The organism is Vibrio sp. Makdt (assembly GCF_027587015.1).
GTDB classification, from domain to species: domain Bacteria; phylum Pseudomonadota; class Gammaproteobacteria; order Enterobacterales; family Vibrionaceae; genus Vibrio; species Vibrio chagasii_B.
In genome coordinates this window covers 57,164-77,885 of sequence record NZ_JAPPTH010000001.1, presented here as the reverse complement: position 1 = coordinate 77,885, position 20,722 = coordinate 57,164, and the positions used below count along the sequence as shown (strand labels likewise).

The window sequence follows — 20,722 nt, the reverse complement described above, 5'->3', positions numbered from 1 at the left end:
CCTAAGCTGTTTATTACGCCCTAAGACATATCTATCAGCTCTAAGCCGTTTCTGATTGAGCATCGACCGAGGTCGGGGCTTTTTCAGAGACTTCCTGAATCGCCATCAAAATACGCTCTGGCGTTGCTGGTGTGTTGAGCTTTGGAATTGCACCATCAACGGCTACATAGCTAATCGCATCTTTCAATGCACTCCATACCGACATACCCAACATGAAAGGTGGTTCACCCACGGCTTTCGAGTTGAATACTGTGTCTTCTGGGTTGCTGCGGTTTTCCAAAAGGTGTGTTCTGAAATCAATTGGCATATCAGCAATCGCAGGGATTTTGTAGCTTGCTGGGCCATTGGTCATTAAGCGACCTTGTTGGTTCCATACCAACTCTTCTGTCGTCAACCAGCCGACACCTTGCACAAAGCCGCCTTCGACTTGGCCGATGTCAATCGCAGGGTTCAGTGAAGCGCCCACGTCATGCAGAATATCAACTCGCAGAATCTTGTTCTCGCCAGTGAGAGTATCGATGATGACCTCTGAACAAGAAGCACCATAGGCGTAGTAGTAGAACGGACGACCGCGCGCCTTCTCGTGATCGTAATAGATCTTCGGAGTGCGGTAGAAGCCAGTGCTCGATAGCGAGATTTGGTTAAACCAAGCCAGTTCAACAAATGAGTTGAAGGCCATGATCTCATCGCGGATCTGCACCATGCCGTTCTTGAACACTACCTCTTCTGGAGACACTTTGAAGTGTGCAGAAGCGAAGTCGATCAGGCGCTGCTTAATGGTTATTGCTGCGTTTTGCGCGGCCTTACCGTTGAGGTCGGCGCCCGATGAGGCTGCGGTTGGTGATGTGTTCGGAACTTTGTCTGTGTTTGTAGCGGTGATCTGTATACGTTCGACATCGACTTGGAACTCCTGTGCAACGATTTGTGCCACTTTGATGTTCAAGCCTTGCCCCATTTCCGTACCACCGTGATTCAAATGAATACTGCCATCGGTGTAGATATGGATAAGCGCACCTGCTTGGTTCAAGAAAGTCGCAGTAAACGAGATGCCGAATTTCACAGGTGTGATAGCAAGACCTTTCTTCAAGATAGGGCTCTGCTTGTTGAACTCAGCAATTTCTTTACGACGTGCGTGATAGTCACTGCTGTGTTCAAGCTGTTCGGTTATCTCAGGTAAAAAGTTGTCTTCAACGGTTTGGTAGTAATGGGTTACATTACGGCCTTCTTCGCCGTAGTAGTTCGCCTTACGTACTTCCAAAGGATCTTTTTTCAGGTAACGCGCAATCTCGTCCATGATGTGTTCGATAGTCATCATGCCTTGTGGGCCACCAAAGCCACGATACGCAGTGTTCGATGCTGTGTTGGTTTTGCATCGATGACCAACCACGGTTGCATCGCCTAGGTAGTAAGCGTTGTCCGAGTGGAACATCGCACGGTCGACGATAGAGCTTGATAAGTCTGGCGAGTAACCACAGTTACCTGCAACGGTAATGTCAGCACCTTGAATCACACCATTGTCGTCAAAACCGACGGTGTATTGGTTGTAAAACGGGTGTCGTTTACCGGTTTGCTGCATGTCTTCACTGCGCAGCAAACGCATTTTGGTTGGTCGGCCTGTCAGGTGCGCAATCACCGCTGCCATACACGCAGGAGAGGCTGCTTGAGTCTCTTTACCACCGAAACCACCACCCATACGACGCATATCAATCACGACTTTGTGCATCGGCACGCCAATCACTTCCGCAACCAGCTTTTGAACTTCGGTCGGGTTTTGAGTTGATGTGTAGACGATCATGCCGCCATCTTCGGTTGGCATTACGCTACTGATTTGAGTTTCTAGGTAGAAGTGCTCTTGGCCACCGATCTCTAGGTCTCCAGATATCACGTGTTTCGCTTTTGCCAACGCTGCTTTAGAGTCACCACGCTGTTGAGTGTGGCTCTCTGTGACGAAGTGTTTTTTGTCTAGCGCTTCTTTTACATCAAGAATCGCAGGCAGTTCTTCATATTCAATGATTGCAGCGTGTGCGGCTTTGCGTGCAGTCTCTAAATCGTTAGCTGCCACAGCAATCACAGGTTGGCCGTAATATTCGACTTTGCCATCGGCAAGAAGTGGGTCACCCGGAAGAATTGCACCAATATCCAGTTCACCCGGTACGTCTTTCGCTTGAATGGCAATTGCCACGCCTTCGAATTCGTAACACGGTGACAGGTCTATTTTGGTGATGTTGGCGTGTGCTTGAGTACTCAGGCGTGCGTATACGTGCAGCTGATTTGGGAACTCTAGGCGGTCATCAATGTATACCGCTTCGCCCGTTACTTGCTTGGCTGCACTGTCGTGTTTAACGCTTTTTCCGACGCCAGTTTTTAGATCTTGTTTTGCAATGGTAACCATCTCTTCGTGGGTCATCGCATGCTCGTGTGATTTAGACATAAGACGTTACCCTTGTTTCGATTTGGTTGTTTTTGTTCTGTTGTTCAATGAAGTAGCGACGCAACATATTTGCTGCCGACAATGAACGGTATTCTTGGCTTGCACGGAAATCAGAGAGCGGTTCAAAGTCGTTATACAGTTCTTGCATCGCTAACTTAATATTAGCGTCTGTCCACGGTTTGCCTAATAACGTATTTTCACAACGCACCGCGCGCTTAGGTGTTGCAGCCATACCGCCAAAGGCGATACGAGCGTAAGACACCTTGCCATCTTCAATTTGAATATCGAACGCACCACATACCGCAGAGATGTCATCGTCTAAACGTTTAGACAACTTGTAAGCGCGGAAGCTGTCGTTGGTTGGCTTAGGAATGATGATTTGCTCAATGAACTCACTCTCTTTTTGAGCTGTTACCTTGTAGCTGATGAAGTAATCTTCGATCGGCATGATGCGAGACTCATCACCACAGCGCAGTTTGATTTTCGCATTAAGCGCAATCAGCAGGGGAGGCGTATCACCGATAGGCGAGGCGTTGGCAACATTACCGCCGATGGTGCCTTGGTTACGTACTTGCAGCGAAGCAAAGCGGTGTAACAGCTCACCAAAATCTGGGTAGTGTTTTTTCAGTAGTGAGTAAGAGTCACTGATTGGAAGGTTAGCACCAATGATTAAGTCGGTGTCTGTCTCTTCACATACCTTCATGTCTTCAACAAGGTTTACGCTGATCAGTGTTTCTATCTCGCGGTGGAATTGCGTCACTTCCAGTGCTAAATCCGTGCCGCCAGCAACCAGCTTAGCGTTCGGGTGGGCTTGGAAAAGCTTGGCCAACTCATCAGTGCTTTTCGGTGAAAAAGCGGTGAGGTGACCAAGGCGTAGGTTGGCTTCGGTGTCTTGAATATCTTCTAGCTTCTTGATGGTGTTGCGTTCAAGTTCAGCAAATTGGTCGATCAAAGGTTGGTCTGTTGAAAGCGACATCGCGGCATCAACAATAGGCCTGTAGCCTGTACAGCGACATAGGTTACCCGCCAGTGATTCCATGACATCTTCTTTGCTCGCATCGGGTTTGTTTTTGCCTAGCGCAAACATCGACATGATGAAGCCCGGCGTGCAGTAACCACACTGTGAACCGTGAAAATCAACCACAGCTTTCTGTACAGGGTGCAGTGACTTATCTCGGTTTTGTAGATCTTCTACTGTGATTAGCTGTTTTCCGTGCAGCGCTGAAACGAACGTAAGGCAAGAGTTCACCGAGCGGTATTGCAGCTGTCCATCCACCACTTCACCTAAAACGACGGTACATGCGGCACAGTCACCCGACCCACAACCTTCTTTGGTACCGGTTTTATTAACCTTGGTACGAAGGTAATTGAGCACTGTCATATTCGGCGACAGATTGTCTTCACGTCTTATTTCCTGATTGAGCAAAAAAGTAATCAAGAGACCTCCTTGTAAATCGACATTGTTCCATGTGTATTCTTTTTGACTTCTAGGTCAATAATTATCCATCCTGACCCTGTGGTCAACTATTTATTTACAAAAATGCAACAATGTTGCACATTGTTGGATTGTGTACAATTTGTTTTTGTCTGTAGTTGTTTGTTTTATTAGGCTTTAAATTGGAAGTGCTGAGTTTTTTGGTGTGAATGAATTAATAGCTATGTATACAAAATAAAGACAAGGTTTTGGCATTGATGGATCAAATACTGTAGAAGCTAAGAGCGCTATTTAGGGCAGAATAGAGAGTGTTTGAGGTGAAATGAGTCGATCTTCGCGTCTGTCATTATGGGAAAGGCATAAAAAAAGAGAAGTAAACACAGAGGATTACTTCTCTCCCGTCTTGTTAATAAAAAGTTATTAACAAAAAGTTGTTAGAGCTGGATTGGAATAGTTAGCTCGTTATGATTTGTTCTTAAGTAAATCTGAGAACACAACATGCAGGTCGCTCGATGCGGTGCTGCTGTCTAGGTTGAGCTTAGAACGAATGTGGCTCAAATGCTCTTTCATCAATTCGACGGCTTGTTCTTCATCACCAGACTCAATGGCATCAAGTAATCCTTCATGCTCATCCAAAGAACAGTTCGAGTGATTACCTGTCTCGTATTGAGCGATAAGCAGTGAGGTTTGTGATACTAGGCTGCGTTGGAAAGCGAGCAGGGGTGCATTTTCTGCCATTTCTGCCAGTTTGATGTGGAACTCACCAGACAAACGTAATCCAGAGCCGTAGTCACCTTGGTCAAAGGCACAGTTCTCTTTCGCTACCAACTTTCTGCAATCTTCGATTTGAGCTTTGGTTGCGTTTTTTACGGCAAGCTCTGTGATTGCAAGCTCCATCACTTCACGTGCTTTAAATATCTGTTTGGCTTCGTCTACCGTTGGTGCTGCAATCATGGCCCCTCGGTTTGGACGGATCACCACAACCTGTTCTAAAGAGAGACGTAACAAGGCACGGCGAATGATAGTGCGGCTAACGCCAAAGATTTCTGCTAACGCTTCTTCGCTTAATTTGGTGGCTGGTGGCAGCCTTTGTTCTAGTATTGCGTCGAAGATATGGCAGTAAACAACATCGTCTTGAGTCTGGCCTGTTACTTTTGTTTTTACACCTTTGGAGACAGAATTTTTGAGAGCTGTCATAGAGATAAGGGCCCTTGTTTAGTCGAGTTGGATTGGTCGAGAATAATTCATGAGTGTTACTCTATATTGTATACATTTATCTATACAATGCCACCGGATGAAAGTGCGATGCACGCTTATTTGTTAATGACTTATAACATTTAGTTTGCAGGGAACGGTGTGCAATCTAAAGCTTTAAGCCATTCTTATTGAACTAGACGCGATTATCGCCACAGCTGTAGGCGACGATCTGGCTTATTTCGCTCAGGGTACGACCTGATTGCTGCTGCCACTCGTTGAAAGCCTTACTTGCCGCGACTTGTGCTCGTTTGGTGTTACGACCGCTATCAATCACATCTGTGCTGCGCAGGTGCGCTTCAACGTCAGAAGATAAGATAAACGTGTCTTTTCCCATTTGGCGCAAGGTGTAAGCACCTGTGTTACCACCTAATCGCTTGCCGTGTTTCTTCAGATAATCCCAAAGTTCTGTGATGCGTTCTGATGGCCAGTCGGCAACCATTTGTGAGAAGGAATCCGCTTCACGCTTGGCATTGTGGATCATCATTGCGTTGGCAGGGATGGTCATCACCTTGGTGAGGTGGCGAATAATGCGTGGATCTTGCGCTTTTTGTTCCCACATCTCATTCGGCAGCATCAGCATTTTTTCGATATTGAATTCAAAGAACACTTCTTCAAATTGCGGCCATTTCTTTCTCACCACATTCCACGAAATACCACACTGGAATACCTTCTCGGTAAAAGCGGCTAGCCAACGGTCGTCGGTAATTTGTGATAACTCGGTCTGTGAAAGAGGCGCACGAACAATCTTTTCGAGCTCTGCTGCGCCACCTTTACGGTGAGCGGCACGTTGGTAAATGGTGTCGAATTTTTCTTGGGTCATTGAAGGTTCCAAATTACATCTGTGTAGCCAATGCTTAATGATATGGGGTCGAGTCTGGCAATTAAAACGATTCTGTTAACTAAAGTAAGTCTGTTAATTAAAACGATCAAGCCGAGTAAAACACGCTAGCTGAGCTTTAATTCCATCTGATACAAGGGCCAGGTATTGCCATTGAATTCTTTGAATTTTGGTTCTTTGTCTACCACTTGAAAGCCCGCTTTGTCGTAGCAACGTTTCGCACCGTGATTCTGTTGGAATACAGCTAAGCTGATGGTGGTGACATCAGGGATTTGTTTTGCGGTTTCTAATGCACTTTCTATCATGGACTGCCCAAACCCTTTACCACGCTGACTTGGGTGAATGGCCACTCGGCAGAATCGGAGTTCATTGTCTGACATACGTTGAAACTCCATAAGCCCGATCAGTTCAGTGTGATTGCCATTCGAACTCAGTTCAGAGAGAGCACTAGATTCAGAGAAGGTATAGAGCTCGACATGGGGCTCTTGAGAACGTTCGATGATGGAAGAGGCCTCTAACGGCCAACCAAAGGTTCGCCCTCCCCACAGTACGTAGTCTTCGAGGGATGTAAACCAAGTGACGATCTCGTCGGCGTCGGATGCTTTAAAGCGGTTTATTTCCATATCCTTTTTCTCCTTGTCGTGTGTCCTTTTTCTAAGCTGCTAATTCTAAGCGGCTAAACTTCCGCACCCAACTGCTCAAGAAAGCCACGCATGTAGTCGGTGCGCTTGTTGGCTTCTAACTTGGCGGACTCTGTATTCATGGTTTCAGCGAGCTTAAACAGCTTCACGTAGAAGTGGTCGACGCTGTAATGCTTGTCATCTAAGTCACGATGTTCCGCGAACGGGTCTTCGTGATTATAGAGTTCAGCGTTAAAGCTCTGACCCACATACAAACAGCGAGCGATACCAATTGCACCGAGAGAATCAAGGCGATCGGCATCTTGGACGATCTGAGCTTCTAAGGTTTCAGGTGTGATGTTGGCGCTGTAGCTGTGCGTGACAATGGCATGGTGGATCTCATCAAGATAGGACGCGGGATAGTCGATAGATTTGAGGAAAGAGATCGCCTTATCTGCTGCCATTGTTGAGCTTTGGGCTCTGTCTGGGTGGTTCTTAGGAAAGGTGAAGCAATCATGAAGATAAGCGGCAGGTAACACGACTTCAAGCTTAGCTTGTTCTTGATCGCACAAAGCTTTTGCGGTTTTGACGACACGCTTAATATGGCTGATGTCGTGTGCTGCATCTTGTGTCATTTCTTGCTGTGCAAACTCAAGCAGTTGGTCTTCAAACTTTTCCTTCACGCGTCTCTGTCTCCATATTTAGATGTTAGCAATCTTGCTGATTACTTAGCATTTATCCCAAAGCGACTTTAACAGTTTCAAGCGCGAGTTTTTATCTTTTATAAAAACTATACCAACAAAAAAACCGACTCTGTGAGTCGGCTTAATAGAGAGGCTTGACTACGTTGATAAAAGCATTATCAACGGCAGTGAGAGCCTAAGCTGCAGTTTGTTGAAGCTGTGCTAGCACATCATGTAGAGAAGGGCTGATGGTGTGTCCAAGCGCTTTTACTTCGTCACATGGCTCTACTAAATCAGGGATCTGGAAGCTGATCATGTTGGCTGCCATAGAAGCGCGAATGCCGTTGTTTGAATCTTCAAACGCCAAGCAAGTTTCAGGCGCAACACCTAGGCGTTCTGCCGCCAATAAGTAGATCTCTGGGTGAGGCTTACCGTGAGTCACTTCGCAGCCTGTGCTTAGTGAAGTGAAGTAAGAATCTAGGCCTGCTAGCTCGAGCTTCTTCTTTGCGATATCTAGCTGAGTTGAGGTAGCTACCGCGATTGGAATGTCATTTGACTTTAGCCATTCAAGCAGCTCAATCACGCCATCTTTTACTGGGATGGCTTGGTTTTTAACTATCGCACTATAGCGGGTGCGCCATTCATTATTCAGTGCTGGGTAGTCTAGGTTTTCACCGTAGCCATTTCGAAAAATCTGTTCGATGGTTTTTGCGTTACAACCAATGATGCCTAGGTAAACATCTTGCAAAAACGGAACACCTTGCGCGTGACATGCTTCTTCAAAAACCTGCATACAAAGTCGCTCGGTGTCGAGCAGCAGTCCATCCATATCAAAAATAGCAGCTTGAAAATTCATATTCGTGGTTCTTTCTGTATTGTCATCGTAAGGGCGGGTATTTTGACACAGTGTATGGGGATAGGCGAGTTAGAGTTAAGTAAAAATGGCAAGAATCGTATTACAAAAATTGAGGAGAATAGGGAGAGTCCGTTATGGGTTTCTGAATGGGTGATAACGTTTAGTTATGATATTTAAATTTTATAGATTGAGGCGTTCTAAAAGAAACAATGAACATCAGAATGCATAACAATCCTAGAGTTTCACTTGAGTGAAAAATTACATTTTAGATACTTAATCGCCTGTTATCGTGACCCTAATCTTATAAAAAACAATCCATTAAAACGCTCAATGATTGTGTGATCTACCAATAAGTAGCGCATTGAACATAAAGACAAAATAACCCTAGTCCACATTTTTAGCAGGGTTGCTTATGTTGTATTTTGAGTTTCTATTTTTACTTGTCGTTCTCTATATCGGTTCTCGGTATGGCGGTATTGGTTTAGGGGTTGTTTCTGGTATTGGTTTGGTTATTGAAGTCTTTATCTTCAAGATGCCACCAACGTCACCACCTGTCACCGTAATGCTGATCATTCTCGCGGTGGTAACCTGTGCCTCGATCCTGGAAGCGGCTGGTGGCTTAAAATACATGCTGCAAGTGGCGGAAAGGGTGCTAAGAAAGAACCCGAAACGTGTCACCCTAATAGCCCCATTTGTTACCTATTCTATGACGTTCCTGTTGGGTACTGGCCACGCGGTTTATTCGATCATGCCTATCATTGGCGATGTGGCATTGAAGAACGGGATTCGCCCTGAGCGCCCGATGGCGGCAGCTTCTGTTGCATCTCAACTTGCGATTACCGCATCACCAATCTCGGCAGCCGTCGTTTATTACTTAGCGCAGCTATCGGATATTCAACACTCTATCACTTTGCTTTCGATTCTATTGGTGACGGTGCCTGCAACCTTGTTCGGTACGTTGTTACTTTCTCTGTACAGCTTGAAACGCGGTAAAGAACTGAACGACGATCCTGATTATCAAGAGCGCTTAAAAGATCCTGAGTGGAAAAAGCGCATTGAGAGCACCACAGCAACATCTCTAGATGAAGTGCTACCTAGCTCGGCTCGTAACGCGGTATTAATTTTCCTACTTTCTATTGTCGTGATCGTAATTGTGGCGATGGTGCCAGAGATCAGAACCATTGTAGACGGCGACAAGCCAATCAAGATGTCGGTCATCATCCAAATGATGATGCTCTGCTTCGGCGGTATCATTTTACTGGCAACCAAAACTGACCCACGTGATGTGCCAAATGGTGTGGTATTTAAATCGGGTATGGTGGCGGCCATTGCTATCTTTGGTATCGCTTGGATGTCGGATACATATTTCCAATACGCAATGCCTCAGTTCAAATCGGGCATCGTTGAAATGGTAACAAACTATCCTTGGACGTTCGCACTAGCACTATTCATCGTATCGGTTGTGGTGAACTCTCAAGCGGCTACTGCACGTATGATGCTACCGGTTGGCCTTGGTTTAGGGTTAGACCCAGCCTTGCTAATCGGCTTGATGCCCGCAGTTTACGGTTACTTCTTCATCCCGAACTATCCATCTGACATCGCAACGGTGAACTTCGATGTGTCTGGTACCACTAAGATTGGTAAGTGGTACTTCAACCACTCATTCATGTCGGTCGGTTTAATCGGTGTAGTAGGCGCATGTTGCTTAGGCTACGCTCTGGCACAGATTTTTATCGCTTAACCTAGCTTTCGGTCGCTTAATTTAACTAGCGATAACGAGATAAGAAACGAAAAACAGCGCCTAAATTGGCGCTGTTTTTGTTTGTTCTGTTTGGAAGTTCTGATTCGAATCTAGGTTTTGAATTAATAACCATTCTTAACGAGGCTCAAAAACCAAAGACTGAATCGCATCTTCAATTGTTAGGAAGTGGATCTTCATCAGGCATACTTCGGCTTTCTGGAATTCATGATTTCGTATCAGCTTAGTCACGCTTTCTACTGAATACTGCTCAGGTCGTTTTGCTAAAGACAGTTGATTTGAGTTCGATTGAAGTGCGTAGCTGTCACCTTCAGAATCGATGAGGTAATCATCTTCACCCAAGATCATGTCTGAGCATTCTGCCTGAAAATCGTTCTCGGATGCGACGTAAATAAGCTCATCATCGCCGTCGAGTTTTACTAAAGATGGCCAACGGATCATTACTGCCTCTGAATCATGTGTGTTGAAGTTTGTGTTGACTATAAACAGTTTTGAAGATTGGGTCATCTATTGTTCTATCTGACCAAAACGCTGTTTACTTAAAGAGCTACTTGCTCAAAGAGCGGCCCAACGGTGCAAAATACCCCTGCATCGCATTGTAGATTTCTTCTCTATGCGTGAGGTCTGGATAGAGGGGGAACATATTCGGCTTGGTTGTACCATCGACCAGGTACGAGTTTTCGATATCAGAGCAGGATTCAATCGCAGATTCAAAAGCGCGCGCCATCATCTCTGTTGGTAACGAGAAGTAACGAGCAGACGTCGCTTTGTCGGCTATGACACTTCGGGCAACGTAATCGTGTTTATCCAAGTGATTTTTGCTGAGTAGCGTGGCATCGAACAGCGACATCAGACTCTCGTTTAATGGATGAGGTCGCACCTTTCTATCGTGTAACCAACAATCGCTAGCAAACAAGATGTGTTTACGAGGCCCTGATGTATCACCAATCTCAAATGCTTTTTCAGCAATGTAGTGATCAAATGCATGCCAAAACTCGTGAGCGAGCGCACCGGCACCTGCGTTTTTAGCGAGCGCTAGTTCACGTTGGTTGGGGGCGTAATGCGCTTGCACGCCTTTTCTGCCTCCACTGCCGAACGCTAAACCTAACGTACCGCGCAGACCAATCGCTTCAGGTGGTAGAGCCAAGATATAAGCGAGGTCCGCTAAAGAGTCGAATATCAAGTTCGCAGCCAAGTCTTTCTCTTCTTTGGTTACCCAAGCGCCCACACGAATACCGCCCATACCGAAGGTCTGTTTAATGTCCATAAAAGACACCTGATCGCCATGTCGATAGTCTGGGCCTTTGCGCGTCTTGTATTTAAAGTGGGTTAACTTCAAAGGATTCCTTAGAAATGAGTGTATGACGCAAATGCTATCAGGTACGGCCCAGAGCCTTACAAACCTAAGCCGAGGAAGTTACCACTTTTCGTAGCCAATTTCTGAATAAAATGACTTTGAGTTAGGTTGAAGGACCTACCATGAGGTGGGATCGCCTTCGCGAGTTAACGGAAACAGAGGTTCATCGGGTTTGGCGTAGCTTAGTCGGTGCAGCCTTTGTGTCACGTGATAACTGTCTAGGCCTGATATGGTGACTGTGTCTAAAGCCTCCAGATCCAAGTACCCATCGGGCATGAAGGCACTTTTTGGGGCGTGAAGCGTGACGACTTCGCCAATCAGCATTTGGGTGTGATTACTCTCTATCTGAATATGTTCTTTCAACTCCAACCCAATTTTCAAAGCACTTTCCAGTACAAACGGCGCTGAGAAGTCATCGTCATAATAAGGTGTCAGGCCGACCGACTCGAATTCGGATACTTCTTTAGGATATCGCGCAGAGGTTTGGTGAGCCTGCTTGAAAAAGTCAGCGCCAATACTGTTAATCGTGAACTGTTTGGTTTCGAGAATGTTGTCTAAGGTGTGGCGGCGTCTTTTACACGGGCGAACAATGAATCCGAATAGCGGAGGGTGAGAGCCTAAATGTACTACCGAGCTTATCACAGCCAAGTTTACTGCCCCTTGACTGTCACAACTACCAATCAAATTTGCACTCTTGAATCCCGATAATGAGTTGACTAGTCGAGTGCGCCCTCGCTGCTCCATGGCTTGAAGATCGTTCTTTGACAGGGTGATGTCCTTCATACCTTTCTCTTCCTACTTGATTAAATGAACCTGCGTTTTTATGAGCCTATATGTACGAACATGGGCTTTTTATCGATCAAAGAAATCACGAACCCAGAGAGCCCACTTGGTGCGATCGGTTATGTAGTTCAATCGCGAATCGGGAACTGTGGTTCAGCTAGCACATGGTAGTTAGTCGTCTTTGCATAGATTTACGCATGTTGACGTCGCTTTACATCACGCAATCTAAAGTAAGGGTGTCGTCTTTAAGAGTGTTAAAAAATGAAAACAGTCCGCAATATCATTTGGGCAATGATTGCCACAATGTCAGCCTTTTGGTTTGCGATGGAACCGCAATTATTCGCTTCAAACAATGTCTTTGAATGGCGCTCAGCCATGATTCAGTACTCCGGTATTTTGTCTCTGATGTTAATGTCCATTACCATGGTTTTGGCAATGCGTTTGCCTATGGTCGAGAATTGGCTCAAAGGTATGGATAAAGCGTATCGAGTCCATAAATGGCTTGGTATCGGTGGTGTGGCATTGGGTGTCACACACTGGTTGTGGTACCAAATTCCTAAGTCGCTGGTGACTTTTGGCATCTTGGCTAAGCCTGTTCGACATGATGGTTCAGGGCCACAAACGGTCTTGAATGGTTGGGAAATGTGGGTCAACGAACTGCGCGATATTGCTCAAAGTATCGGTGAATGGGGTTTTTACTTATTACTCGTTCTACTTGTGGCATCACTATGGGCGGTAGTGAAGTATAAACCGTTCAAATTGTCGCACCGTCTGATGTCGGTCGCGTATCTGTTTATCGCTTTTCACTCGGTAATACTGCTTAAACGAGCGTATTGGGGAGAGCCTATTTATTACCTAACGGTGGCATTTGCTTTGGTTGGATCTATCGCCGCGATTTACAGTTTGTTGGGTTTGGTTGGGCGTCGTAATCGTCACTCAGCAACTATCGCTTTGACTCGCTATTTTCCACAGGCTGAAGTGATGGATCTTGTGTTAAAGCCGGATGCATCTTGGCAAGGTCACAAAGCAGGGCAGTTTGCTTACTTGCGTTTCGGTAATGAAGACCCGCATCCGTTTACCATTGTTTCTGGCAGTGAAGATTCAGAGCTACGTTTCTTGATCAAAGAGTTGGGTGATTTTACTGATGGCTTGTACGAGCGAGTCAAAGCGGGTGATACTGTAAGAGTTGAAGGACCTTATGGCCGTCTTGAATTTGATTTGAGCAAGCCACAAATTTGGGTTGCTGGTGGTGTCGGGATTGCTTCGTTCTTTGCCACACTTGAAGCGCTCAAGAGTGAACCAGATCACCCTCGAATCGAGTTGTTTTACTGTACTCGTGGTATCGACGATCATTTGGTTGATGAGCTACTAGGCTTAGCTCATGAGGTGGGAGTAAAGCTGAACGTTATTGATACTTTGCATTCTCCAAGACTAAACGCCGGACTAATCGCAAACCAATGTGGTGACCTGAATGATTATGAACTCTATTTTTGTGGACCAGAGTTGTTCTCAACATCATTGAAGAAAGAGTTAGACGCTTATCAATTTGATATCGAAAAGCACTATCACGAAGAGTTGTTTGTGATGCGCTAAAGCTTGAAATAGATTCGTGATAATTGTGCGGAGTAGCACTATAACAGTGCTACTCCGCTGTTTTGTTTCTAGGAGCAGTAACGGTATGTTTAAACCGATTTAAAGTGCTGCATTTTGAATATCATCCAAGGCATCGCAATAGAAAGGGCCACTAAACTCCAATAAGGCTTGCGGCATCTCTATGGTTTCGGCCAAAACGTTGTGCTCATATAAAGAGACATTGACCGCAGCCTTCATCGATTTCATGTACTTCTGCTCTCCGCCAAAGATAATCACAGAAGGGAAGGCTAACGGGTAAAAGCTTTCCAGTTCGGATTTTACTTCCATGACCATCTTGTACTTAATTTTGTTCATTTCGAATTTTAAATATCCCGCGCAGGAATCTACCTCTCTTTTCAGTGAAATATTGCCAATCGCCGGGTAGAAGATCAGGTCATAATTAGGGGAGATATAGCGGCCAGCCCACAGTTCAATATTAGAGTTTCCAACTTTTGCACCTGTAAACATGTAGTAGAGTTCATCAGAAAGTCCCATGGTGTAGATCATTCCTGCGCTAGACTCTTTGTCATACCACCCTTTATCAAGCTGAGCGTATCCGCTTCCAAATAGAGATTGCTCACCATCGTAGAAACTGTACTGAATCGGCGTGCCGACGGTATAAAGAAACCATTTACCTCCGACTCTCGGTAGTTCAGGAATAATACCGAAAGGCGTTTGTCCCGGATTTCTGCCACGCCAATAATGAGCATGTTCGCCATCCCAACGCATCGAGAATTGAAAGTCTTCGAAAGTTACATTCAGTGTGTCTTTATTGGCGACGACAATCCCCGGTATTTCGTAATGGAGCTGTTCCGAGTCGTTAAAACCGCGGAGTATTAACTCATCACGAAAGATGTCGTATTTTACTGTCTTGCCGTTTACCGGTGTAAACGCGAGATGCACGTATGCCTTAGGCGTTGGGTCAGTAAAGTCAGGAGCAATGTAGGTTTGTAGGCTGACTTTAAAGTAGCCGACCTCTGGTACGGCGATATTGTAGAACCATTGTTCAGCCCAAGTTTGTTGAGATGATGGAGTATGAGGGCGTATATCCTCGAGTGTGGTAGCAAATCCTTGTGCTACGAACAGGCAGCAACATGCTAGCCCTAAACGCAGTAGTTGGCAGAGGTTCATTGAAGTGATGTCCTTTTGGGGATCCTTTGGAAAAGCGAGTATCAGGCATAGAGCGCAGTGCTATATGCCTGACGAGCCGTTTATTTTCGGCAGATACGAGCGTCAGTGAAGTAGAGCCCAGATTGACAAGTCGTCCCTGATTGACAGTGGGCATCTTCTTGACAGTAACATTCGCCACGCACGTTACATCCTGGTTTTAGATAATCTTCTAATGGCGTTTCACCACTCACACGCTCCCAGAATGGGTTGGTGAAGGTATCGAAAGGGTCCAGCTGCGCTTTGGCTTGCAAGAACTCAGGCCACATCGGGAAGCGAGAGGGCATGTCCTCAAAAATAGCGACTGAGTTTTTACCCCAGTGAGGTCGCGCATCATATTTTCGCAGTGACATTTGCTCTATTTCTAGGTTCACGAAGTAGTTTTTAGGTTCTTTCTTCCCCTCTTTACGCAGTGTGTATTCAATGCCGACGAAAGCGGTATCTCGCCCTGCGCTCATTCCTAAATAACTGTCAGAAGCTTTACCAAATCGGAAGTAAATACCATTGAGTGGGAAGCAAGTACGTGGGTGTGCGTCGACGATCTGGCGGACATCATTGATCCAGCTTGGTAGGAGCTCAATATCGATAGCGACTTCTTGAAGCGCGATAGGCAGGCGATCCCAAATACATTTGTTTGGATCTTTGCACTCGAAGTACTGCATTTGGTCTGAATAGCCGATAGGCTCATCAACTTTCTTGCCGGTGATGCTGTCTCTGAAGTAAGAGTTTGCTCGGCCATTGTAACGAGCGACGGCAGCAAGACATTGCAAACCAGCCCCCGGGAATTCGTGTGCGGCATTAAACAGTAGCCCGAAGAAAAACTCTTCCGCATCTGTGACATCGGCTTGTGCATTGTAGGCTTGGCCTTCTGTCTCGATTGGTACTGGGTTGTAAAGTGTGGTGGTGTAACGCCCTAGACCAGGGAACCATGCGATGTTTGCTGAGTAGTTGTTGTGTGCAATATCCAGTACCACGTCTTCAAGGTCGGAATCATCTCGATAACCGGTGACTTCTGCTTTCACTTTAAAGGCATCTTCAAGTTTTAATGTCGCTTCAACCACTACGCCAAGCACACCAAGGTTCACTCTTGCGGCGTCCAGTAAATCGCCCTCAAGTACTCTGACCTCGCCTTGCCCATCAACAATCTTTAGCTGGGTAACGTAGTCAGCGAGCATGTTGCTTGGTCTATCTAACGTAGAGCCGTGTGTGCCACTGCCCAGCATGCCACCAACGGTAAAGATAGCTAACTCAGTCACCATGTTGATCGCGTAACCTTGTCCACGTAAAAAGTCATTGAGATCGTTGAACCGCATACCAGCTTCAACAGTGACGGTCTTATTTGTTGCATCGAAGTGAACGATCTTATTCATATTCTTCAGAGTGATTTGAACTTGGTCGTCACCGGCGCAGGCGGCATCGATTTGGCTGGCGAACTTGCGATTTCCCGTCATCACTTTCTTACCGCGTATCAGAGCGTCTTGGACGATGTTCTGCACTTCATCAATAGAACGTGGGTCGTAAATCGCTTCAGGGTGGCAGGTGTATGTTCCTTGGTAGTTAGAAATCTCTCTTTCCGGTTCATTGGAATGAAGAGAGAAAGCTGTCCCCATTACGGCAGCAAGCAAAGCGTTACCAAGTACCATGGTTTTTATTTTCATTAAGACTTCCTTGTGGTTTAGTCGAGATTGATTTTTAACGGTGGTTTTCTTTATCGAATGGATTAGCCAAATCGAGGCAGAATGTGTTGTTGAATGACTTCTTGAACAGCGCTGCGATGACTTGATAAACGTGAACGGAAAAAGTCTCCGACGTTGGCTTTATAGGCATCGGCAGGTCTAGGGCCTATCTCTGCCACCCAGAGCGCATGATTTGTAGTCGCAAAGTTGAGCTGTGGATGTCCTAAGATCGCTAGTGGGCCTTGTGCTAAGTTTTGTGCGTCAAAGATCCAGACCTCTTTGCCATTTCCAATGCCATGAGTAGGGTGGCTACGAACCACGGCTGTGAATATATAGCCGTCGTCTTGAGAGGTGCTGTTAGGGCGAGCCATAAACTGAGGCGTTCGCATCACACAATCTGAGGGAAATTGATACGCATCGGCGAGATTCATCGAAAGGCAGTCCATGTGCACTAAAGCCGAGGGTTGGTCGGTTTGAGGTAATGAATCGTTGGTGAATCTTCTATTGGGGTAGTGCTCATAGGCGTCGGCGACACGCTTGATGACATGGTCTTTACGGTAGCCAACGGCAGCCCAATAAATGTGTTCAAATTGCTCTGGGAACTGAAAGTGTCCACGGTACGCGGGATCATTCATATCCCAGAAAAGTCGGTCGTCTCGTATCAGTCTGAAGTCTTCATTTATGTGTCGGACGGATTGCGGTTGAATTTGGATCCTTGCGCGTACTAAGCCGCCGACATCAATGGGTGCTGCAGGGTAACCTGCCAATTGACTCGGAGTCCTTCCACCAAACCATCGCTTATCGCGCGTGTATTGGGGCTCCGATTTGTCCATCGCTCCTAGGTATTGACCGTATAGAGTGATTTCGTTGTCATGGTCATCGTAATTACACATGATGTCTGAGGTATCGAAATCCAGTTCTAGGTAGTCGGCAACCACATAATCGCGCCCGAGGTAGAGATCTTTCTTACGAATAATCCAAGTTGGAGTCCGATGTTGCTGAGCATAAACCGACGATATACCGATCATACGTAGCGGCTCGACTTGCGCTGCAGTTTCAAATACGAGGATGTGGTGGCGTGTTACACCAAGAGAGTGAGCGGTTGCTGCGATAAAGGCAGGCTTACCGTTACGGCCAATAATGTTCCAGCCTTGTAGAGGGCTGTGCTTATCCCATTTCAAAAGCCGTATAAATCCATTTTTAGTACCCGTGTTGGAAATGTTTCCACCGTAGTTAATGGTGAAACATTCATCCGACTCGAGATCAAAATACGGATGGCCTGTGGTGCGTACTTGTGGAAACAGCCATTTGTCAGGAATAAAAGGGCTCATCCAAGGTGGAAAACTGCTCTGCCACTCATCATAGTGACCAATCGGTGTGACCAGGTCTAAGCTCAGCGCATCAAATTCGTAGGGAACCCCACCTTCGTAGCTGAGCGCGAAACGATTGTCACCCAGGTAGTTGGGTGCGGTATTACAATAATTGACGAATCCCATCGTCGGGCTGTAATAAGCCATACCACCGAGTAATTTAAAGCTGTCATAGCCATAGGAGATATGCTGTTGCATGATGGCTGACGGGGTGTCAATCATCTTACGCAAGAAAGAAACTTTGCTTGGCGAAAAGTCGAGACGGGTTAGAGCGCCGCGGCCGTTCGGACTCAGGTGGTCTGGCTCCAATGGTATCCCTTCAGAAAAAAACACATGACCATGGATATCAGCTGGTAATTCTCCACTAAGAAGGTGCAAATCTCCCGAGGTTGCGCTGCGCCCAGCCTGCATAATTGAGACCGGAAATAAGGAAGGATTGTTGCCTTGCGAAGCCAAAAGTTGGGTTGGTACAAAGGCAGCCCCAGCTACGCTTTTCAAAAATGTACGTCTTTTCATTGCTCTGATTTATATGTTTATCCATGCATATAAACAAAGTAGGTGAGTTTTATTGGCTAGAATGAGTAATGTACAAAACTATGAATGAGTGCAAAGAAGTCGTGTAATTTGACGGGTGAATTACACGGATTAATATCAATAAACTATTGATTTAAATGTTTTTAATTTCGTTTTTCTTGTGTTTGGTTTGGCGAGTTTTAACGGTGTGGTTAGCTCTTTATTTCGTTTCTAACGCCAATATTTGAAGAGAGGGTGCTTCTTGATGCGTGGCACCAATACTTTCTGTAGCGTTGTATTTAAAGGCGTGAGATAAGTTAATTTGCTATTGCAGCCATTCGCTATTGAGCGATACCATATAGGGCTATTTCTTTGGAAAAGATTCGATTATGTCAGATGAAAAACTCGCACTAGAGTGGATGCGCCAACAGGCACATAAAGTAGACCCATACGTTATCAACCCATCGTTTGATGAGTGCGTTGAGCTGCTTGATCCTGCTTTTAAGAAGGGCAAGAGTGTTGCGCAGTTAAAGTATCTGTTATCAGAAGCGGATCGTAGAGCTGGCGCGGCAGAACGTAAGCATGCGGCTTTAAAATACGCCAAAGAGAAAAGCCCAAATGCTGGTCAAATCTTGCGACTGCAAAGCAAGCTTCAACAAGTTCAGTTGGCTCTTAAGCTTGCCACTGGCGATAACAATATGACCATATCTCAGTTCTGTGCGGAGTACGATGTCTCTAAGCGTGATGGCAACACCGCATGGAATGAAAAGCTGGTAGAGCAGAACAAAAGAAGATAGTAAAACAAAAAAAGATAGCAAAATGAGCCCTTTGAACGGGCTCATTTTCGTTGTGCGCTTAAGAAAACCTGCTAAGGTCGGATGTTATTGAAGCTGACCTTCTGCATTCCCCCCTCAAGCATCTCCAACTTAACCACATCGCCTTGATAGTAATACGGTTCCATTGGTATCTCGCTGTTGGCTGGTCTCGCGTAGTGAAGCACTGCAGGTTTGCCTTCCACTTGTCTGGCATATAAGTAACCAATCAACGCATGCTCAAATTGATGGTAGCCGTTGCCCCAATGAAAAGCCTTAGTGCGCTTAGGTTCAAGCCCTACACCACCATATTTGTGGTCGACCCACACATCGTGAAAAGTCGGCAACGTGTATTGTAGGGTTTCTTTCATCGAACCATCTAAAAGCGATACCGTCATTGCCGCTTGGTCGAGCTCAGCCCATTCCCATGACGAAGCCCAATGTGTGTTTGGTCTGCTTTGCCAGCCAGTAATCTCTCGTCCTTGCCATGCCTTTTGAAGCTTGTCGCCAAAGTATTGGGATACATCGGTGAAGTCTTTCTGGTACTGCGCTTGGGCTAAAGTGTGCTTCATCCCTTGCATACCGAACTCTTTCCATTCGGAGTTATCCAGAGTTTGGCCGGTAAGGTAAGTCATCCAATATGCTTTGATGGTGTGACCAAAATCATTGTGATTGGCGTTCGGCATCATGGCTGCTTTGCTGTGAATGGCACCGTAGAAGCGTTGTTCATCTTCGTAGTGGTAGTGCTCGATCATGGTTTGTGTCAGCCAATTCAGATCATCAAGCCATTTTGTCTTGGTAGGCTCTTTCAGTAGGGGAGCTATTAACAGCATGTAGCCGTTAATCTGGTCAAGCTGTGCAACTAATTCCCGCTGAGTGACTTTGCCATCTTCACCGTCGGCAAGCACCCACGCAAGGCCGCTGCTGTCGTTAAGTCGATATTTATTTAAGATAAATGCTTGTTGGGCAATGAGCGCTTCCTCTACCTGTTTGTCTTGGGTTAAGTAGTAGTACATTGCCAATCCAACTAGCGCATATGCTTGATCTTGAGCCGTTCGCTGTTGCCACTCAAGCCCTGCTTTGCCGTCTTTGGTGAAGCTGATGAAACCACCATTTTGTTTATCTTCTAAGTGTTCAATGAGGTAGTAAGCCCCTTGCTTAGCGAGCGCTAATGCTTGTCTGTCTCCGGTTAGGTGGTAGAGCACGCCATAAGCATAGGTTTGGCGTGACTTCATCCGAGTGAACTCTTTGCCGAAGTGTGGCGTGATCCAGCCTCTGTTCAATTCAGGACAAACATTAGTCACATCAAGCAATGTTCCATCATCACAACGAAAAGTCGGGAAGTTGCCTATCGGTTCTCCCTGAGCGCTCGGCATCATCCAATAAGGCGCAAGCCCTTCAGAAGCATGATTGATCCAGTCTTGTCCAGAGGGAAGGGTGACATTGGCAGATACAGCTAAGCTCGTGATACTGAGTAATGCGATAGAGGCTCGTAACATGATGTTTATCTTAATAATTTGATTTTGTTTGAAT

At 46.0% G+C, this 20,722-nt stretch carries 17 protein-coding genes; 3 read left to right on the top strand and 14 right to left on the bottom strand.

The window, feature by feature from the left end; all coding sequences use genetic code 11:
* Positions 1–40 precede the first annotated feature (40 nt).
* The 7 genes from xdhB to OH460_RS00315 all read right to left on the bottom strand — a co-directional run bounded on the left by xdhB (position 41) and on the right by OH460_RS00315 (position 8,120).
* Positions 41–2,431, bottom strand: coding sequence for a xanthine dehydrogenase molybdopterin binding subunit (gene xdhB / locus OH460_RS00345; protein WP_269993965.1), 2,391 nt, complete (start codon positions 2,429–2,431; stop codon positions 41–43).
* Positions 2,424–3,869, bottom strand: a complete 1,446-nt coding sequence (gene xdhA, locus OH460_RS00340; RefSeq protein ID WP_269993963.1) for a xanthine dehydrogenase small subunit — start codon at positions 3,867–3,869, stop codon at positions 2,424–2,426. The genes xdhB and xdhA overlap by 8 nt, the downstream gene beginning before the upstream one ends.
* 459 nt (positions 3,870–4,328) lie before the next feature.
* Positions 4,329–5,063: a GntR family transcriptional regulator gene (locus OH460_RS00335; protein ID WP_269993961.1), complete on the bottom strand. Its 735-nt coding sequence runs from the start codon at positions 5,061–5,063 to the stop codon at positions 4,329–4,331.
* 193 nt (positions 5,064–5,256) lie between these two features.
* The gene (locus tag OH460_RS00330; protein WP_061033026.1) at positions 5,257–5,943 is read right to left on the bottom strand and encodes a DNA-3-methyladenine glycosylase I; all 687 of its coding nucleotides are present in this window, start codon (positions 5,941–5,943) and stop codon (positions 5,257–5,259) included.
* Between the two features lie 125 nt (positions 5,944–6,068).
* On the bottom strand, positions 6,069–6,584 hold the full coding sequence (locus OH460_RS00325; protein WP_269993958.1) for a GNAT family N-acetyltransferase: 516 nt from the start codon (positions 6,582–6,584) through the stop codon (positions 6,069–6,071).
* A 53-nt stretch (positions 6,585–6,637) separates the two neighbouring features.
* Complete coding sequence (locus OH460_RS00320) at positions 6,638–7,264, bottom strand: HD domain-containing protein (RefSeq protein WP_269993956.1); 627 nt, start codon at positions 7,262–7,264, stop codon at positions 6,638–6,640.
* A 196-nt stretch (positions 7,265–7,460) separates the two neighbouring features.
* Positions 7,461–8,120: an HAD family hydrolase gene (locus OH460_RS00315; RefSeq protein WP_269993954.1), complete on the bottom strand. Its 660-nt coding sequence runs from the start codon at positions 8,118–8,120 to the stop codon at positions 7,461–7,463.
* A 412-nt stretch (positions 8,121–8,532) separates the two neighbouring features.
* Here OH460_RS00315 and OH460_RS00310 point away from each other — a divergent pair, with 412 nt between their 5' ends.
* Positions 8,533–9,861: an anaerobic C4-dicarboxylate transporter gene (locus OH460_RS00310; protein WP_061033029.1), complete on the top strand. Its 1,329-nt coding sequence runs from the start codon at positions 8,533–8,535 to the stop codon at positions 9,859–9,861.
* Between the two features lie 135 nt (positions 9,862–9,996).
* On the opposite strand, the gene OH460_RS00305 is transcribed toward OH460_RS00310, so the two are convergent.
* From OH460_RS00305 to OH460_RS00295, 3 genes are all read right to left on the bottom strand, one after another.
* Positions 9,997–10,320: a DUF4144 domain-containing protein gene (locus tag OH460_RS00305; protein WP_269994673.1), complete on the bottom strand. Its 324-nt coding sequence runs from the start codon at positions 10,318–10,320 to the stop codon at positions 9,997–9,999.
* Positions 10,321–10,426: 106 nt separating this feature from the next.
* Entirely contained in the window at positions 10,427–11,218 is a 792-nt protein-coding gene (locus OH460_RS00300; RefSeq protein WP_269993950.1) for a CLCA_X family protein, read from the bottom strand.
* A gap of 135 nt (positions 11,219–11,353) precedes the next feature.
* Entirely contained in the window at positions 11,354–12,019 is a 666-nt protein-coding gene (locus tag OH460_RS00295) for a flavin reductase family protein (RefSeq protein ID WP_269993948.1), read from the bottom strand.
* A gap of 261 nt (positions 12,020–12,280) precedes the next feature.
* Between OH460_RS00295 and OH460_RS00290 the strand changes: the two genes are divergently transcribed.
* Positions 12,281–13,612: a ferredoxin reductase family protein gene (locus OH460_RS00290; RefSeq protein ID WP_269993946.1), complete on the top strand. Its 1,332-nt coding sequence runs from the start codon at positions 12,281–12,283 to the stop codon at positions 13,610–13,612.
* 99 nt (positions 13,613–13,711) lie between these two features.
* Here the strand turns inward: OH460_RS00290 and OH460_RS00285 are convergent, their stop codons facing one another.
* From OH460_RS00285 to OH460_RS00275, 3 genes are all read right to left on the bottom strand, one after another.
* On the bottom strand, positions 13,712–14,782 hold the full coding sequence (locus tag OH460_RS00285) for a hypothetical protein (RefSeq protein WP_269993945.1): 1,071 nt from the start codon (positions 14,780–14,782) through the stop codon (positions 13,712–13,714).
* An 80-nt stretch (positions 14,783–14,862) separates the two neighbouring features.
* Complete coding sequence (locus OH460_RS00280) at positions 14,863–16,476, bottom strand: FAD-binding protein (RefSeq protein WP_269993943.1); 1,614 nt, start codon at positions 16,474–16,476, stop codon at positions 14,863–14,865.
* A 62-nt stretch (positions 16,477–16,538) separates the two neighbouring features.
* The gene (locus tag OH460_RS00275) at positions 16,539–18,380 is read right to left on the bottom strand and encodes a carotenoid oxygenase family protein (RefSeq protein WP_269993941.1); all 1,842 of its coding nucleotides are present in this window, start codon (positions 18,378–18,380) and stop codon (positions 16,539–16,541) included.
* 386 nt (positions 18,381–18,766) lie between these two features.
* Here OH460_RS00275 and OH460_RS00270 point away from each other — a divergent pair, with 386 nt between their 5' ends.
* Positions 18,767–19,174, top strand: a complete 408-nt coding sequence (locus OH460_RS00270; protein WP_102425500.1) for a hypothetical protein — start codon at positions 18,767–18,769, stop codon at positions 19,172–19,174.
* Positions 19,175–19,245: 71 nt separating this feature from the next.
* Here the strand turns inward: OH460_RS00270 and OH460_RS00265 are convergent, their stop codons facing one another.
* Positions 19,246–20,688 (bottom strand): N-acylglucosamine 2-epimerase, encoded by a 1,443-nt coding sequence (locus OH460_RS00265; RefSeq protein WP_269993938.1) that lies wholly within the window; start codon positions 20,686–20,688, stop codon positions 19,246–19,248.
* Between the last annotated feature and the right edge of the window lie 34 nt (positions 20,689–20,722).

Excerpts from the sequence above, each read along its gene's own strand:
- OH460_RS00315 (WP_269993954.1), bottom strand. The coding sequence starts at position 8,120 with ATGAATTTTCAAGCTGCTATTTTTGATATGGATGGACTGCTGCTCGAC.
- OH460_RS00330 (WP_061033026.1), bottom strand. The coding sequence starts at position 5,943 with ATGACCCAAGAAAAATTCGACACCATTTACCAACGTGCCGCTCACCGT.
- OH460_RS00310 (WP_061033029.1), top strand. The coding sequence starts at position 8,533 with ATGTTGTATTTTGAGTTTCTATTTTTACTTGTCGTTCTCTATATCGGT.
- OH460_RS00325 (WP_269993958.1), bottom strand. The coding sequence starts at position 6,584 with ATGGAAATAAACCGCTTTAAAGCATCCGACGCCGACGAGATCGTCACT.
- OH460_RS00265 (WP_269993938.1), bottom strand. The coding sequence starts at position 20,688 with ATGTTACGAGCCTCTATCGCATTACTCAGTATCACGAGCTTAGCTGTA.
- OH460_RS00335 (WP_269993961.1), bottom strand. The coding sequence starts at position 5,063 with ATGACAGCTCTCAAAAATTCTGTCTCCAAAGGTGTAAAAACAAAAGTA.
- OH460_RS00280 (WP_269993943.1), bottom strand. The coding sequence starts at position 16,476 with ATGAAAATAAAAACCATGGTACTTGGTAACGCTTTGCTTGCTGCCGTA.
- OH460_RS00270 (WP_102425500.1), top strand. The coding sequence starts at position 18,767 with ATGTCAGATGAAAAACTCGCACTAGAGTGGATGCGCCAACAGGCACAT.
- OH460_RS00285 (WP_269993945.1), bottom strand. The coding sequence starts at position 14,782 with ATGAACCTCTGCCAACTACTGCGTTTAGGGCTAGCATGTTGCTGCCTG.
- OH460_RS00305 (WP_269994673.1), bottom strand. The coding sequence starts at position 10,320 with ATGATCCGTTGGCCATCTTTAGTAAAACTCGACGGCGATGATGAGCTT.
- OH460_RS00275 (WP_269993941.1), bottom strand. The coding sequence starts at position 18,380 with ATGAAAAGACGTACATTTTTGAAAAGCGTAGCTGGGGCTGCCTTTGTA.
- OH460_RS00295 (WP_269993948.1), bottom strand. The coding sequence starts at position 12,019 with ATGAAGGACATCACCCTGTCAAAGAACGATCTTCAAGCCATGGAGCAG.
- OH460_RS00290 (WP_269993946.1), top strand. The coding sequence starts at position 12,281 with ATGAAAACAGTCCGCAATATCATTTGGGCAATGATTGCCACAATGTCA.
- xdhB (WP_269993965.1), bottom strand. The coding sequence starts at position 2,431 with ATGTCTAAATCACACGAGCATGCGATGACCCACGAAGAGATGGTTACC.